The organism is Sphingopyxis sp. Soil_C_28 (assembly GCF_057657055.1).
Genome location: NZ_JBDGJE010000002.1, coordinates 53,822 through 67,438 on the forward strand (window position 1 = coordinate 53,822; position 13,617 = coordinate 67,438).

Below are 13,617 nucleotides of genomic sequence, written 5' to 3' on the forward strand. Positions count from 1 at the left end.
AAATTATCCGCCGCGAACGCGCCCGATCAGATGCTCGACATGCGCAATCGGCGTGTCGGGCACGATGCCATGGCCCAGGTTGAAGATATGGGGACGCGTCGGGAAGGCCGCAAGGATGCGGTCGATCGCAGCATCGAGCGCCGCGCCGCCGGCGACGAGCGCGAGCGGATCGAGATTGCCCTGCACCGGCAGATGCGATGGCAGGATGGCATCGGCCCAATCCGGATCGACAGTCTCGTCGAGCCCGATCGCATCGACGCCGGTTTCGTCGGCATAGGCGCGCAGCTTGCCGCCGGCCCCCTTTGGAAAGCCGATAATCGGCGTATCGGGATGCAGCGCCTTCAATCGGCGCACGATCGCGGCGTTCGGTGCGATCACCCATTGCTCATATTGTGCGGGTGACAGGCTGCCCGCCCAGCTGTCGAACAATTGCACCGCCTCGACGCCATGTTCTATCTGACCCGACAGATAGGTGATTGTCAGGTCGACGATCGCGTCGATGATCGCCTGGAATGCCGCAGGATCGCCATATGCGAGGCGTCTGGCGGCGGCCTGATCCTTCGACCCCTGCCCTGCCACCATATAGGTCGCGACCGTCCACGGGCTCCCTGCAAAGCCCAGGAAGGTCGTTTGGGTCGGCAACGAGGCTGCGACCCGCGCGACGGTCTTATAGATCGGCTCGAGCCGCTCCGGCGCCGCCTCGAGCGACGCCAGCGCGCTATCGACGAGTGGCGGTGCCAGCCGCGGCCCTTCGCCGGCTTCGAACCACAAATGCTGGCCGAGCGCGTGCGGGATGACGAGAATGTCGGAAAACAGGATCGACCCGTCGAACCCGAAGCGCCGGATCGGCTGCAACGTCACTTCGGCCGCGGCTTCGGGGTCGTAGCATAGCTCGAGGAAACCCCCTTTGGTTTCGCGAAGGGCGCGATACTCGGGCAAATAGCGTCCGGCCTGGCGCATCAGCCAGAGGGGTGGGCGCTCCTGCCGCGCCCCGCGCAGCGTTGCCAGCAGGTTCTTCGGTGACGCCTTCACGCGGCCCCTCTTTCTCTCTTCATATATATTTAAATATGATTGTGGTGGTTTGTTGGTCGGCGGACAACCGCGCTTTAGGCGGCGGCGTCCTTTTTGCCAACAGCTTGACTCCATGGGGTCCACCACCAGCCGGGGAGTCGCAAAGCCTTTCCCCCGCTATTCACAGCCTGTGGATAAGATTCATCCTGTGTGGACAAGTCGGCGAGCGAAATCGGCAGCGCCGGGGACGAATTCACCATCCATATTTCCTCCCCATGCTTCTCCAGAACTTATCCACAGGGGCTTTTTGTCACCCCGGAGATGATCCGGCATTGCCTTTTTCGGCGGTTTCCCGCCATGGTGCCGCGATGGGCCGGCTCCACCTTCATCTCATATCCGACTCCACGGGCGAGACACTCGAAAATATTGCCAAGGCGGCGATCGCGCAGTTCGACGATGTCGAGGTCGTGCGCCATTTCTGGCCGATGGTGCGATCGGAATCGCATCTCGACCGGATCATGGCCGAAGTGCAGGCAAGCCCCGGCATGATCCTCTTCACCCTCGTCAACGGCGAGCTGCGCGTCAGCCTCGAACGCCGTGCGACGGCGCTCAACCTGCCTACCGTCGCCGCGCTCGATGCGGTCACCGACGCCTTGTCGCGGATGCTCGGGCAAGAGGCAAAGGCGCGTCCCGGCCGCCAGCATCAGCTCGATGCCGCTTATTTCGCGCGGGTCGATGCGATCCAGTTCACCGTCGCGCACGACGATGGCATCGGCTGGGAAAATTGGGAACAGGCCGACATCGTTCTCGCGGGCGTCTCGCGCACGTCGAAGACCCCGACGAGCATCTATCTCGCCAACCGCGGGTTCAAGACCGCGAACATCCCGATCGTCCCCGAATCGCCGCCGCCGAACGCGCTGTTCACTTTGCGGCGCCCGATGGTCGTCGGGCTCACTACCGGGCTCGACCGGCTGGTCCAGGTGCGGCGCAACCGGCTGCTCTCGCTCAATCAGGCGCCCGAAACAGCCTATGTCGACGACGAGCGCGTGAAGGCCGAGCTGGCTTATGCGCGGCGGATGTTCGCCGACAACGGCTGGCCGGTGATCGACGTCACGCGCCGCTCGATCGAGGAAACCGCCGCCGCGGTGATCAAGCTCGTCGAAGACCGCAGCGCGGCATGACCCTCCTGCTCGCCTCGCAAAGCAGCGGCCGCGCCGCGATGCTCCGCGCCGCGGGTCTCGAATTCGACACCAGCGCGGCGCATGTCGATGAAGAGGCGCTCACCGCTTCGCTGCTCGCCGCGGGCCAGACGCCGCGCAACATCGCCGACGCGCTCGCCGAAGCCAAAGCCGTCAAAATCTCGTCGCGGCTGCCGGGTGTGACGGTGATCGGCGCCGATTCCACGCTCGCGCTCGACGACGGATCGATGCTTTCGAAACCCGAAAGTCCCGAAGACGCCGCCGATCATCTCCGCCTTATGGCGGGTACGCGTCACCGCCTGTTCAGCGCCGCGGTCGCCGCGCGCGACGGCGTGCCCGTGTGGCGCGCGATCGGCGAGGCAAAGCTCTGGATGCGCCCCTTGTCGGACGCCTTCATCGCCGACTATGTCGCGCGCGAATGGGACAGCATTCGCTGGACCGTGGGATGTTACGAAATCGAGGGGGCGGGCGTGCAATTGTTCGAAAAGGTCGAGGGCGATCCCTGGACGATCATCGGTATGCCGATGCTTCCCTTGCTCGCGTGGCTGCGCACCACCGGACTGGCTCCATCATGAGCGCGACGCCCTATGCCGAAGTGATCGGTGACCCGATCGCCCAGTCGAAATCGCCGCTGATTCACAAATTCTGGCTCGAAGCGCTCGGATTGCCGGGTGATTATCGCCGCGCCCACATCAAGCCCGAAGATCTCACCGCCTATATTGCGGAGCGGCGCACCGATTCCGACTGGCGCGGCTGCAACGTCACGATGCCGCACAAGGGCGCCGTGATGGATCTCGTCGACGACCCCGGCGACATCCGCGGTACGATCGGCGCGATGAACACGGTGGTGCGTCAGCCCGACGGATCGCTGATCGGCACCAACACCGACGCCGCGGGCTTCTACTCGCCGCTCGCCGAACTCGATCTGGAGGGTGCACCCGTCGCCGTGATCGGCGCGGGCGGCGCGGCGCGCGCGGTGCTGTTTGCGCTGGCGCGCGCGCATGTTGGCCCGGTGACGATCCTCAACCGCAGCCCGCTCAAAGCGATGGGCCTGCTCGCGACCTTCGGCCTCAAGGGCGACGTTCTTGGCCTCGATGCGCAACTCCCACCGGTATCGTTGCTCGTCAATTCGAGCAGCCTCGGCATGAAGGGCCAGCCGCCGCTTGACCTCGACCTGTCGCCGCTCGCTGGCGATGCGATCGTCTACGACCTCGTCTATTCGCCGTTGCAGACCGGGCTGCTCAAGGCGGCCGAGGCGCGCGGGCTCGACACCGTCGACGGGCTCGACATGCTGATCGGCCAGGCCGCGCTCGCTTTCGAGCTGTTCTTCGGTGCGACGCCGCCCGAGGGGCGCGACGAGGAGCTGCGCGCGCTGCTGGTCGCCGGATAATGGGGGAATGACGCAGTCCAAACGTCCCGGCTCGCGGCTCCGCCGTCCTTTCATCCTCGGCCTCACCGGCTCGATCGGCATGGGCAAATCGACCGCCGCGGCGATGTTCGAACGTGAAGGCGTCCCGGTGTTCGACGCCGATGCCGAAGTGCACCGATTGCAAGGCCCCGGCGGCGCGCTCGTCGCCGCGATCGAAGCGCGCTTTCCCGGAACCACCGGGCCGAAAGGCGTCGATCGCCAGAAACTCGGCGCGCTGGTGCTCGGCAATAGGCACGAACTTGCCGCGCTCGAGGCGATCATCCACCCCGCGGTCGGCAAGGCGCAAAGGCGCTTCCTCGCCCGCAACCGCGCGCGCGACGTCGTCGTGCTGGACATCCCTTTGCTGTTTGAAAAGGGTGGCTGGCGAAAGGTCGGCGCTGTCGCGGTCGTCTCGGCACCCGCATGGATGCAGCGCAAGCGCGTGATGCGCCGGCCGGGGATGACCGCGGCCAAGCTCAAGGCGATCCGCCGCCTGCAGGTTCCCGACCGCGTCAAACGCGCGCGCGCCGATTTCATCATCGAAACCGGCCGCCCCAAAAGCGAGACGCACCGTCAGATAAGCTTCATCGCCTCTTGTTTCCACGCTCGATAGGGTCCAGATTATAGCTTCGATGCGAGAGATTATTTTCGATACCGAAACCACGGGTTTCGATCCCAGGACCGGGGACAGGATGGTCGAAATCGGGTGCGTCGAGCTGATCGACCGCCGCGAGACGGGCGTCACCTTCCACGCCTATTTCAACCCCGAACGCGATATGCCCGCCGCCGCCGAGGCGGTGCATGGCCTGTCGATCCAGTTCCTGTCGGACAAGCCGCTGTTCGCGGCGCGCGTCGACGAACTGATCGAATTTCTGGGCGATGCGCCACTTGTTGCGCATAATGCGGCGTTCGACTTCGGTTTCGTCAATGCCGAACTTGCGCGCGCGGGCCGTCCGGCGCTCGACATGACGCGCATGTGCTGCACGGTGCAGATGGCGCGCAAGCTTCATCCCGGCGCGAAACACAGCCTCGATGCGCTTTGCACGCGCTATGGAATCGACCGCAGCCACCGCGTCAAACATGGCGCGCTGCTCGACGCCGAACTGCTCGCGCACCTCTATATCGAAATGACCGGCGGGCGGCAGATCGGCCTTGGCCTCGCCGCGTCGGCTGCGGGTACCGCCGCAACATCGGCACCGAACACGGTCGCATCGCGCGGCACAAACCGCCCTTTTCGCGAACCCCGTCCCCATATGGCATCGGCCGCCGAACTCGCGCGCCATGCCGAATTTGTCGCAGGGCTTACCCAGCCGCTGTGGCTCGATACGGTGTGATGACACTCCCTTAACGTCATCGCACCGGCCCATAAGGAGAAGAAAAATGGAAATCCGCGTCTCTGGCCACCAGATCGAAACCGGCGAAGCGCTTCAGTCGCACGTGTCGGATCGGATGAACGCGATTGCCGACAAATATTTCTCGCGAGCGATCGGGGCGCACGCGACCTTCGGGAAAGGGCCGCACGACAGCTTCCAGTGCGACATCGTCGCGCATGTGATGCAGGGGCTGGTGCTGAAAGGGCATGGCCAGGCGCAGGACGCACATGTCGCGTTCGAAGGCGCGGCCGAACGGATCGAAAAACAGCTGCGGCGTTACATGCGCCGCCTGAAGGACCATAACAACGGCGTGGCCCAGCCGTCGCCGACGGTCGACGAGATCGACGACAATGCGGGTTACACCGTGTTCGACGCCGGCAGCGAAGAGGATGCGGGCGATGCGCCCGCGATCATCGCCGAAACGCGCGTCGATATCCCCAGCAGCAGCGTGTCCGATGCGGTGATGATGCTCGACTTGCGCAACACCAATGCGTTGCTCTTCGTCAACAGCAAGACCGGGACGCATAACATGGTCTACCGCCGTGACGACGGGACCATCGGCTGGGTCGAACCACGATAGGGCTGGATTTTCTCCGCCATCCAGCTTAAGGGCCCCGCCCAACGATGCCCGAAGCCGGGATGGCGGGGGGCCTGCCACGACAGATCCGTGATCGCTTGCCAGCATAGTCTCTGGCGGCGGCCGGCGTTTTACAAGATTTGACCAGAGCAATGAATCTTTCTTCCCTTCTCTATCCGGCGACTGTGCGCGCGCGCGTTCAGCTCGATTCGAAAAAGGCGCTGTTTCCCTTTGTGGGCGATCTCGCCAGCCGTTCGCTCGGCCTCGATGCGGGCGAAGTCAGCGAAGCCCTGCTCGAACGCGAACGCCTCGGCTCGACCGGCTTCGGTCGCGGGATCGCGCTGCCGCACGCCAAGATGGCCGACCTCGGCGGGGTCCGGGGCCTGTTTCTTCAGCTCTCCAAGCCGATCGATTTCAACGCGGTCGACGGCCTGCCGGTCGACCTGCTGTTCGTCCTGCTCTCGCCGCTCGACGCGGGTGCCGATCATCTGAAGGCGCTGGCCGGCGTGTCGCGCATGCTTCGCAACGACGCGATCGCCGAGCGGCTGCGCGGTGCCAAGAATGACGAAGCGCTTTACGCGCTGCTCGCCGACACCGAAACGCGTGACGCGGCGTAACCGCGTCTGGCATATCGATCAGATCCTCTCTGTGGCGTAGCCATGGGGAGGGGGACCGTTCGCGACGCGAATGGTGGAGGGGCGGCAACGTCGCGTCATGGCCCCTCCGTCAGCGGCTCTGCCGCTGCCACCTCCCATCGCTACGTGACAGGGAGGAACTTGATGACGCGCCTTAAAAGCCGGTTTCTCGTCGATCTGCTGCTGCGCCGTACCGAGTCGGCCGGCGGCTTTGCGACCGTGCTCGCCAAAGGCGACGACACATCGGGAATCATCCTCGTCCAGTGCAGCGAGCGCGGGCAGCCCGGACCGCTCCTCGAACGACGCTTTGCGGCGGACGGCAACTATATATGGGAGGCTGTCGGTCCCAACGACCCCAAAGATGGTGAATCGCGGGCGTCCTATCAGGATCGGCGGCGCAAGGCCGATCCCGATATGTGGCTGATTGAACTGGATATCGCAGATGCGCCACAACTCGTCGCGGAGTGGGCCGCGTTAACTTGACTCTGTTGCGCTGCACAATAAGTGGCGCCCATTCGATAACGCGTAGGTCGTTCCGTGGGTTGCATCGCTTTGATGCTCCCGCAAAACGGTTCGGACACGCAGTCGGACGATGACCGCAGGCGATATTGGGCCAATAGCCCCTCACCTGTTCCTTTAAGCCTGTTTTAAAAGGCTCGGTTCATCGGCCGCACTTTTGACGGACCATATGAGTCGTATTCTTAACGTGGCCAGCATGGCTGCTGTCGGCATGACTGCCGCCACCATGCTGCTTTTGGCGGAACCGGGTTTTGCAAGCGATCTTGCCGCCGACGCCAATATCCCCGCTATCATCCTGCCGAGCGCCGATGCGCCGGTCGTCGATGAAAAAGCGGATCTGTCGACCGAGGCCCAGGCGCCCGTCGCAGACAGCATTCAAAAAGACGACGATATCGTCGCCGAACCCAAACCGGCTCAGATAACCGCGGACTCGCTCGCCGAACTCGTTTCCGAGACGCAGCGTCCCGTCGATCTCGACCCCGAACTGCGCTGCCTCGCCGGCGCGGTCTATTTCGAATCGCGCGGCGAATCGCTCGTCGGCCAGCTCGCGGTCGCGCACGTCGTGCTGAACCGCGCCCAGTCGGGCCGCTTCCCCAAGAGCCTGTGCGGTGTCGTTCATCAGAAGAGCCAGTTCAGCTTCGTGCGCGGCGGCAAAATGCCCGCCATCCGCAACGGTTCGCAGTGGAACAACGCGGTTGCGATCGCGCAGATCGCCCGCGATGGCAGCTGGAAGAATCACGCGCCGGGCGCGCTTTTCTTTCACGCCCGCTATGTTTCGCCGGGCTGGCGCAAGACGCGCATCGCGCAGATCGACAACCACATCTTCTATCGTTGATTTTCGATCCTCCCTGTCGCGAAGCGATGGGGAGGTGGCAGCGCGAAGCGCTGACGGAGGGGCCAATGGCGCGACGTCGTGGCCCCTCCACCCCTCGCTTCGCGAGCGGTCCCCCTCCCACGGCTTCGCCGCAAGGAGGATCATCCGTCCATCCCGTTCATTGCCAAGCCATATTTGCTGGCGCATGATGCTGCGATGACGCGTCAAATTTCTGTCGCCCTGCTTTGCGCAGCGGCGCTTTCGTTCGGCGGCTGTGCCACCGCGGTTCCTCCGGTCGAAGTCACGCGCTTCCACGCCAGCGCGCCTGCGGGCTGGGCGCCGGGCACGCGCTACACTGTCGACACCGCGCCGCTCGGCAACGCCGGGGCAATGGTCGATGCGCCCTCGCTCGAATGGAACAGCTACCGCACCGCTGTCGAACAGCAATTGCAACGGCAGGGACTCGTCGCGGCGCCCGACGGCGCGCGCGCGCCGTTGAAGGTCCGGATCGGTTTCGAACGCATGAACCGCGAAGGCGTCGGCAGGCGTTCGCCCGTTTCGGTCGGCGTCGGTGGTGGGACGGGCAGCTACGGTTCGGGGGTCGGACTCGGTATCGGCCTCAATCTTGGTGGCGGGCCCAAAAGGATGGCCGATCTTCAGCTTGCTGTGCGCATCGACGATGCCGCCAGCGGCCAGGCTCTGTGGGAAGGCCGCGCACTGACCGCGATCCCGGTAAAGGCGCCCGCCAATCAGCCCAGCCTCGCCGCGGCGAAATTGGCCGATGCCTTATTCAAGGACTTCCCCGGCGAATCGGGACGCACTATCAGCGTCCCATGACCATCACCATCAACGCCGCTTTCGACAGCGGCAATATCGTCGTGGACGCCGTCGACGGCACCTCCGCCCGGCTTTCGATCCGCAAGGATCGCGACTCGGACTTTTTCCAGTGGTTCCACTTCCGCGTCTCGTGCGCGATCGGCGACGCGCTCGAACTCGCGATCACCGGGCTGGCCGATTCGGCCTACCCCGACGGCTGGCCCGGCTATGCAGCGTGCGCCAGCACCGATCGCGAAACCTGGTTTCGCCTCGACACCAGCTATGAGGCGGGCACGCTGACGATCCGTCACACCGCCGAAAGCCCGATCCTCTATATCGCCTATTTCGCACCCTATTCGATGGAACGGCACCACGACCTCGTCGCCTGGGCGGCCGAATGCGACGGTGTGACCTATCGCTGCCTCGGTACCAGCCTCGAGGGTCAGCCGATCGACTGCCTCGAAATCGGCACCGGCGACACGCAGGTGTGGCTCTACGCGCGCCAGCATCCGGGGGAGAGCATGGCCGAATGGTGGGCCGAAGGCGCGCTCGAAAAGCTCACCGACCCCGCCGATCCGCACGCGCGCTCGCTGCTGCAGAAATGCCGCTTCCACATCGTTCCGAACATGAATCCCGACGGCTCGTGCCGCGGGCATCTGCGCACCAATTTCGCCGGCGTGAACCTCAACCGCGAATGGGACAATCCGACCGCCGACCGCAGCCCCGAAGTGCTCGCCGTCCGCAATGCGATGGACGAAAGCGGCGTCGACTGGGCGATGGACGTGCACGGCGACGAAGCCATCCCCGCGGTCTTCCTCGCGGGCTTCGAGGGCATTCCGTCGCTGAAACCCGAACAGACCGAAAAATATAAGGCGTTCGAGGCGGCGCTTGCCGCGAACACCCCCGATTTCCAGGTCGAGCTCGGTTATGGCGAGACCGCGCCGGGCAAGGCGAACCTCTCGATGTCGACGACCCAGATCGCCGAGCGTTTCGGCGCGGTGTCGATGACGATCGAAATGCCGTTCAAGGATAATCGCGACCTGCCCGATCCCGTCGCCGGCTGGTCGCCCGAACGGTCGAAGCTGCTCGCGCACGCCTGCCTGCAAACGCTGGACCAGCTACTCTGATGACCCATTGGCGGATCGTCGAGGACGATCTGTCGGGCGCTGCGATCCGCGCGCTGCTCGAGGTGCATTTCGCGGGCATGCTCGCGAATTCGCCCGCGGGCAGCTGTCATTTCCTCGATTTCGAGGGGCTCAACGCGGCGGACGTCACCTTCTGGTCGATCCACCGCGGCGATGAACTCGCGGGATGCGGGGCGCTCAGGATGCTCGACACCGCGCACGGCGAGATCAAGTCGATGCGCACCGCCGAAGCCTTTTTGCGGCAGGGTGTCGCGGCGCATATGCTCGATCATATCATCGGTGCGGCGCGCGAACGGGGTCTCGAACGCCTCAGCCTCGAAACCGGATCGAGCGGCGCCTTCGAACCCGCGATCGCGCTTTACGAACGATATGGCTTCACCGAGTGCAAGCCCTTCGCCGACTATCGACCCGACCCGTTCAGCCGCTTCATGACGCGCCTGCTATAGGTACTAAAACGGGGCCCGGAAGGGACTCCGGACCCCGTACATTGGTTCAGGCGAGAGGGGCGCTTACGCGGCCTTCTTGGCCTCGATCACCGGCGCCGCGGCACCGATCGCGATCTTGTGCGGCTTCATCGCCTCGGGCACTTCGCGCACCAGATCGATCGCGAGCAACCCGTCGGCCAGATCGGCCTCGCTCACCCGCACGAAATCGGCGAGTTGGAAGCGCCGCTCGAACGCGCGCGTTGCAATGCCGCTATACAGCAGCTGGCGCCCTTCGCCTTCGGCGGCTGGGGCCTTGCGGCCGCTGACGGTCAGCATGTTCTGCTGCGCGGTGATGTCGATCTCGTCGGACTTGAAGCCCGCGACCGCGACGGTGATCCGGAAATGATCGTCGGCGACCTTTTCGATGTCGAACGGCGGATAATTTTCGGCGCCCGACCCGCCGGTTTCGAGGAAATCGAACAGGCGGTCGAAACCGACGGTCGAACGGCGATAGGGGGTCCAGTCGAAACTGTTACGCATCTTTCTTTCTTCCTTTTGCAAAGCGAAGTCAGGGACCGCAGCCTGCGCCGCGATCGCCACCCGGCCCCGTTCCGGCGGCCGGATGATCCAAATCTGGGTGCGGGTGAAACCATTTCAAGAGGGCGGTTGGCCTTTGCGAAAAACCCGCGCTAAAGGGCGGCGACTCTCCTCCATCCGAAGGATCCGAAATGCCCCAGCTCATCCTCATCCGTCACGGCCAGTCGCAGTGGAATCTCGAAAACCGCTTCACCGGCTGGTGGGATGTCGATGTCACTGAAAAGGGCGTCGCCGAAGCGATCGCCGCGGGCGAGCTGATGAAGGCAAAGGGCATCGCGCCCGATACCTGCTTCACCTCGGTCCAGTCGCGCGCGATCAAGACGCTGAACCTGGCGCTCGAAGCGATGGGCCGCCTGTGGCTTCCCGTGACCAAGGACTGGCGCCTCAACGAACGCCATTACGGCGGCCTGACCGGGCTCGACAAGGCCGAGACCGCGGCAAAGCATGGCGACGCTCAGGTGAAGATCTGGCGCCGCAGCTTCGACATCCCGCCGCCGCCGCTCGAGGCCGGCTCGCCGTGGGACCTGTCGACCGACCCGCGTTACGCCGGTATCGATATTCCCTCGGCCGAAAGCCTCAAGGACACGATCGAGCGTGTTCTCCCCTATTATGAAGCCGCGATCGTGCCCGAACTTGCGGCGGGCAAGACGGTGCTGATATCGGCGCACGGCAACAGCCTGCGCGCGCTCGTCAAGCATCTGTCAGGCATTTCGGACGCCGATATCACCGGGCTCGAAATCCCGACCGGCCAGCCGATCGTCTATGAGCTGAACGACGATCTCAGCGCACGCGAGCGTTATTATCTCAGCGAGCGTTGAGGAACGTGGAAAGCGGCACCGGGCCGATGCGGCCCGGTTTCGGCTGAGCTGAAACAGACTCAGAGCGTTCCCGTCACCGTCAGCTGGAAAAACTGCCCGAACTTGCGCAGGCGGTTTTCGCTGAACGCAATCGGCCCGTTGCGGCGGTCGACAAAGACTGTGCGGTCGAGTGCGTTCTTCTGCCCGGCAAGATTGCGGTACGACAGCTTTACGGTGAAACCCGCGACATCCTTATGCTCGACAAAGGCGGTGACGAACGCGCCGTCATTATACTCATCCTCAATCGCGTCGAGCCTTACATTGGCGCTGTAGCGTTCGTCGAGATAGCCGGCCCCCCACGCGATCTGCGAACCCGGGATGTCGTGGCGCAGGTTGACATCGACCAGATATTCTTGCCCATCGCTCTGATCGCGCCACGCGCCGGTCAGCGGGTCGCGCACGCGGTTGCGGCGCCAGGTCAGATCGCTGTTGACGCGCGCGCCTTTCCAGCCCAGCCGGTCGAGCAGCAGCGTCGCTTTCGAGCTGATCCGATACAGATGCGCACCCGGCAGGTTGCCGCGCCCTTCGGTGGTCGGCGACAGCGGAATCTGGTCGACCAGATCCTGCGCATAGGCATAGGCGAAGGCGACCGAGGCATTGCCCCACGCGCCCATGTCCTGAACCATCTCCAGCTCGGTGCGATTGAGGATCGGCGGCACGAGCAGGCCGTTGCCGCCATTGCCTTGTCCGGTCGCGACGTCGAGCGAACTGGCAAAGTCGTAGAAATTCAGCTGGTCGACACGGCGCTGTGCGAACCAGTTGAGCGTCGTCTTTTCACCCAGCTTCCACGCGAGCGCGAGCTTGCCCTTGGGGCGAATGAACCGGCGCGTCAGGCCGCCGGGACCGGATGACGACAACTCGCTATATTCGGCGCCGAGGTTGACCTGCGCGGTCAAATTGGAAGCGAGCGCGCGCCCCCATGTCAGCGAAGCGTCGCCGCGCTTTTCCTCGACCTTGGTTTTTTCGCCGCCAAAGACGATGGGCAGGAAGCTGCCGTCGGGTTGGAGCGCGGCGAACTCGGCATCGACGTCGAGCGTATTATACGCGCCCTCCAGCGCGACCTGCCAGTCGGTGCCGCCCGTGGTGCGCCAGCTATATTCGCTGCGCAGGATCGATTCGCTTTCGTCCGCGGTCTGTTTGAATCGCTCGCCGCTGCGCCCGCCAATTGCGCGATCAACGATGAAGGTTTCGGCGGTCGGACTATGTTCGAAGCGATAGAGCCCGATCAGTTTGAGCCGACCCGTACCCAGCCCCAGCTCATAGTCGCCGCCGATGTCGAAATTATACTCGTCCTCGATGAACTTGAACGCTTCGCGAACTGGCCCTGCGACAGGCTGGACCGATGTGCCGCGTACATTGGCATTGAGCATCTGCAACTGACCGCCGAGGTTGAAATTCCACTTGTTGCCGTTCGCGGTCGTGCGGGCCAGCGCGGTCGACAATCGCGGCCGATCGCCGCCATTGTGTCCGAATTCGTCGCGGGTGAACGACAAATTGCCGCTGCCGTCAAACCGTTGCTCCGGACCCCAATGGCCATTCCGGTTGGCTTCATTCTTCAGGCTTAGCGTTACATTGGTGCCGCCGATCTTGCCGGTGGTCGAAACCTCTCCGTTCAGCCAATTGTCATCGAGCCGCGGGCGCCAATCGGGTTGCCAGCGGATCGTTGTCGTGAATCCGGCCTGCGCCGCGCCCGCGACCAGAACGACATTGGCCACCTGGCCTGTCAACCCGGGCACGTTCAGGCTCGCGCCATCGACGATATCGACATAGGCCACTTGTGTTGCCGCAATGCGTTGCAGCGCGCTGCGGGCGTCGGTCGATTTGTTGGCGATGCGTTCGCCGTTTATCAGCACATTCTGCGTAGCGGCTCCCAGTCCGCGCTCGCCGCCGTTGGTACCTGTGACGATCAGGAAGCCTGGAACCTTTTCGACCATGTCGAGCGCGGTGCGCGGCGAGAAGCTTGCGAAATCGCCGGGGCTGTAGCGTTGCGCGCCGTTAGCGGGCGCCGGAACTGCCACCGCGGCGTCGCCCGCCACCGGCTCGGCATTCTGCGCAATCGCAAAGTCTGGCGCCAATAATCCCATGGCCATCGCCAGCGTCGATGTCCTCGCGGTCATCCGCATCATAATCCCTCCCTCGGCGCTGTTCCATTGACACAGCACCCGCGGCGATCATTTTCAGGGGCTGGAAGTCAAAAGCTTATCCACCAACGCGGCGCGGAGATCGACGAGCACATCGTAC

16 protein-coding genes are annotated in these 13,617 nt (G+C 64.1%); 13 read left to right on the forward strand and 3 right to left on the reverse strand.

Annotated features, from left to right (window positions below; all coding sequences use genetic code 11):
* Positions 1 to 3: 3 nt before the first annotated feature.
* Positions 4 to 1,032 (reverse strand): uroporphyrinogen decarboxylase, encoded by a 1,029-nt coding sequence (gene hemE / locus AC3A43_RS08350; RefSeq protein ID WP_487792094.1) that lies wholly within the window; start codon positions 1,030 to 1,032, stop codon positions 4 to 6.
* 347 nt (positions 1,033 to 1,379) lie between these two features.
* Between hemE and AC3A43_RS08355 the strand changes: the two genes are divergently transcribed.
* From AC3A43_RS08355 to AC3A43_RS08410, 12 genes are all read left to right on the forward strand, one after another.
* Entirely contained in the window at positions 1,380 to 2,192 is an 813-nt protein-coding gene (locus tag AC3A43_RS08355; RefSeq protein ID WP_487792095.1) for a pyruvate, water dikinase regulatory protein, read from the forward strand.
* Positions 2,189 to 2,785, forward strand: a complete 597-nt coding sequence (locus AC3A43_RS08360; RefSeq protein WP_487792096.1) for a Maf family protein — start codon at positions 2,189 to 2,191, stop codon at positions 2,783 to 2,785. The genes AC3A43_RS08355 and AC3A43_RS08360 overlap by 4 nt, the downstream gene beginning before the upstream one ends.
* Positions 2,782 to 3,600 carry a shikimate dehydrogenase gene (gene aroE, locus AC3A43_RS08365; protein WP_487792097.1) on the forward strand — a complete coding sequence of 273 codons (819 nt, stop codon included), beginning with the start codon at positions 2,782 to 2,784 and terminating at the stop codon, positions 3,598 to 3,600. The genes AC3A43_RS08360 and aroE overlap by 4 nt, the downstream gene beginning before the upstream one ends.
* A 7-nt stretch (positions 3,601 to 3,607) precedes the next feature.
* Complete coding sequence (coaE, locus tag AC3A43_RS08370) at positions 3,608 to 4,231, forward strand: dephospho-CoA kinase (RefSeq protein WP_487792098.1); 624 nt, start codon at positions 3,608 to 3,610, stop codon at positions 4,229 to 4,231.
* Positions 4,232 to 4,250: 19 nt separating this feature from the next.
* Positions 4,251 to 4,952: a DNA polymerase III subunit epsilon gene (gene dnaQ / locus AC3A43_RS08375; RefSeq protein ID WP_487792099.1), complete on the forward strand. Its 702-nt coding sequence runs from the start codon at positions 4,251 to 4,253 to the stop codon at positions 4,950 to 4,952.
* 46 nt (positions 4,953 to 4,998) lie between these two features.
* A complete protein-coding gene (gene hpf, locus AC3A43_RS08380; RefSeq protein ID WP_487792100.1) occupies positions 4,999 to 5,571 on the forward strand; it encodes a ribosome hibernation-promoting factor, HPF/YfiA family in 573 nt (190 codons plus the stop codon).
* 149 nt (positions 5,572 to 5,720) lie between these two features.
* Positions 5,721 to 6,185, forward strand: a complete 465-nt coding sequence (locus AC3A43_RS08385; RefSeq protein ID WP_487792101.1) for a PTS sugar transporter subunit IIA — start codon at positions 5,721 to 5,723, stop codon at positions 6,183 to 6,185.
* Positions 6,186 to 6,347: 162 nt separating this feature from the next.
* Positions 6,348 to 6,686: a DUF1491 family protein gene (locus AC3A43_RS08390; protein WP_487792102.1), complete on the forward strand. Its 339-nt coding sequence runs from the start codon at positions 6,348 to 6,350 to the stop codon at positions 6,684 to 6,686.
* 205 nt (positions 6,687 to 6,891) lie between these two features.
* Complete coding sequence (locus AC3A43_RS08395) at positions 6,892 to 7,557, forward strand: cell wall hydrolase (RefSeq protein WP_487792103.1); 666 nt, start codon at positions 6,892 to 6,894, stop codon at positions 7,555 to 7,557.
* Between the two features lie 195 nt (positions 7,558 to 7,752).
* Entirely contained in the window at positions 7,753 to 8,373 is a 621-nt protein-coding gene (locus tag AC3A43_RS08400) for a DUF4136 domain-containing protein (RefSeq protein ID WP_487792104.1), read from the forward strand.
* Entirely contained in the window at positions 8,370 to 9,479 is a 1,110-nt protein-coding gene (locus AC3A43_RS08405; protein ID WP_487792105.1) for a M14 family metallopeptidase, read from the forward strand. Before AC3A43_RS08400 ends, AC3A43_RS08405 begins: the two co-directional genes overlap by 4 nt.
* On the forward strand, positions 9,479 to 9,943 hold the full coding sequence (locus AC3A43_RS08410) for a GNAT family N-acetyltransferase (protein ID WP_487792106.1): 465 nt from the start codon (positions 9,479 to 9,481) through the stop codon (positions 9,941 to 9,943). The genes AC3A43_RS08405 and AC3A43_RS08410 overlap by 1 nt, the downstream gene beginning before the upstream one ends.
* A gap of 63 nt (positions 9,944 to 10,006) precedes the next feature.
* Here AC3A43_RS08410 and AC3A43_RS08415 read toward each other — a convergent pair whose 3' ends face one another.
* On the reverse strand, positions 10,007 to 10,462 hold the full coding sequence (locus tag AC3A43_RS08415) for an Hsp20 family protein (RefSeq protein ID WP_487792107.1): 456 nt from the start codon (positions 10,460 to 10,462) through the stop codon (positions 10,007 to 10,009).
* Positions 10,463 to 10,650: 188 nt separating this feature from the next.
* On the opposite strand from AC3A43_RS08415, the gene gpmA reads away from it, so the two are divergent.
* Positions 10,651 to 11,337, forward strand: a complete 687-nt coding sequence (gene gpmA, locus AC3A43_RS08420; RefSeq protein WP_487792108.1) for a 2,3-diphosphoglycerate-dependent phosphoglycerate mutase — start codon at positions 10,651 to 10,653, stop codon at positions 11,335 to 11,337.
* Positions 11,338 to 11,396: 59 nt separating this feature from the next.
* Here gpmA and AC3A43_RS08425 read toward each other — a convergent pair whose 3' ends face one another.
* Entirely contained in the window at positions 11,397 to 13,502 is a 2,106-nt protein-coding gene (locus AC3A43_RS08425) for a TonB-dependent receptor (RefSeq protein ID WP_487792109.1), read from the reverse strand.
* Positions 13,503 to 13,617: the final 115 nt, after the last annotated feature.

Excerpts from the sequence above, each read along its gene's own strand:
- AC3A43_RS08355 (WP_487792095.1), top strand. The coding sequence starts at position 1,380 with ATGGGCCGGCTCCACCTTCATCTCATATCCGACTCCACGGGCGAGACA.
- AC3A43_RS08360 (WP_487792096.1), top strand. The coding sequence starts at position 2,189 with ATGACCCTCCTGCTCGCCTCGCAAAGCAGCGGCCGCGCCGCGATGCTC.
- aroE (WP_487792097.1), top strand. The coding sequence starts at position 2,782 with ATGAGCGCGACGCCCTATGCCGAAGTGATCGGTGACCCGATCGCCCAG.
- coaE (WP_487792098.1), top strand. The coding sequence starts at position 3,608 with ATGACGCAGTCCAAACGTCCCGGCTCGCGGCTCCGCCGTCCTTTCATC.
- dnaQ (WP_487792099.1), top strand. The coding sequence starts at position 4,251 with ATGCGAGAGATTATTTTCGATACCGAAACCACGGGTTTCGATCCCAGG.
- hpf (WP_487792100.1), top strand. The coding sequence starts at position 4,999 with ATGGAAATCCGCGTCTCTGGCCACCAGATCGAAACCGGCGAAGCGCTT.
- AC3A43_RS08385 (WP_487792101.1), top strand. The coding sequence starts at position 5,721 with ATGAATCTTTCTTCCCTTCTCTATCCGGCGACTGTGCGCGCGCGCGTT.
- AC3A43_RS08390 (WP_487792102.1), top strand. The coding sequence starts at position 6,348 with ATGACGCGCCTTAAAAGCCGGTTTCTCGTCGATCTGCTGCTGCGCCGT.
- AC3A43_RS08395 (WP_487792103.1), top strand. The coding sequence starts at position 6,892 with ATGAGTCGTATTCTTAACGTGGCCAGCATGGCTGCTGTCGGCATGACT.
- AC3A43_RS08400 (WP_487792104.1), top strand. The coding sequence starts at position 7,753 with ATGACGCGTCAAATTTCTGTCGCCCTGCTTTGCGCAGCGGCGCTTTCG.
- AC3A43_RS08405 (WP_487792105.1), top strand. The coding sequence starts at position 8,370 with ATGACCATCACCATCAACGCCGCTTTCGACAGCGGCAATATCGTCGTG.
- AC3A43_RS08410 (WP_487792106.1), top strand. The coding sequence starts at position 9,479 with ATGACCCATTGGCGGATCGTCGAGGACGATCTGTCGGGCGCTGCGATC.
- AC3A43_RS08415 (WP_487792107.1), bottom strand. The coding sequence starts at position 10,462 with ATGCGTAACAGTTTCGACTGGACCCCCTATCGCCGTTCGACCGTCGGT.
- gpmA (WP_487792108.1), top strand. The coding sequence starts at position 10,651 with ATGCCCCAGCTCATCCTCATCCGTCACGGCCAGTCGCAGTGGAATCTC.
- AC3A43_RS08425 (WP_487792109.1), bottom strand. The coding sequence starts at position 13,502 with ATGATGCGGATGACCGCGAGGACATCGACGCTGGCGATGGCCATGGGA.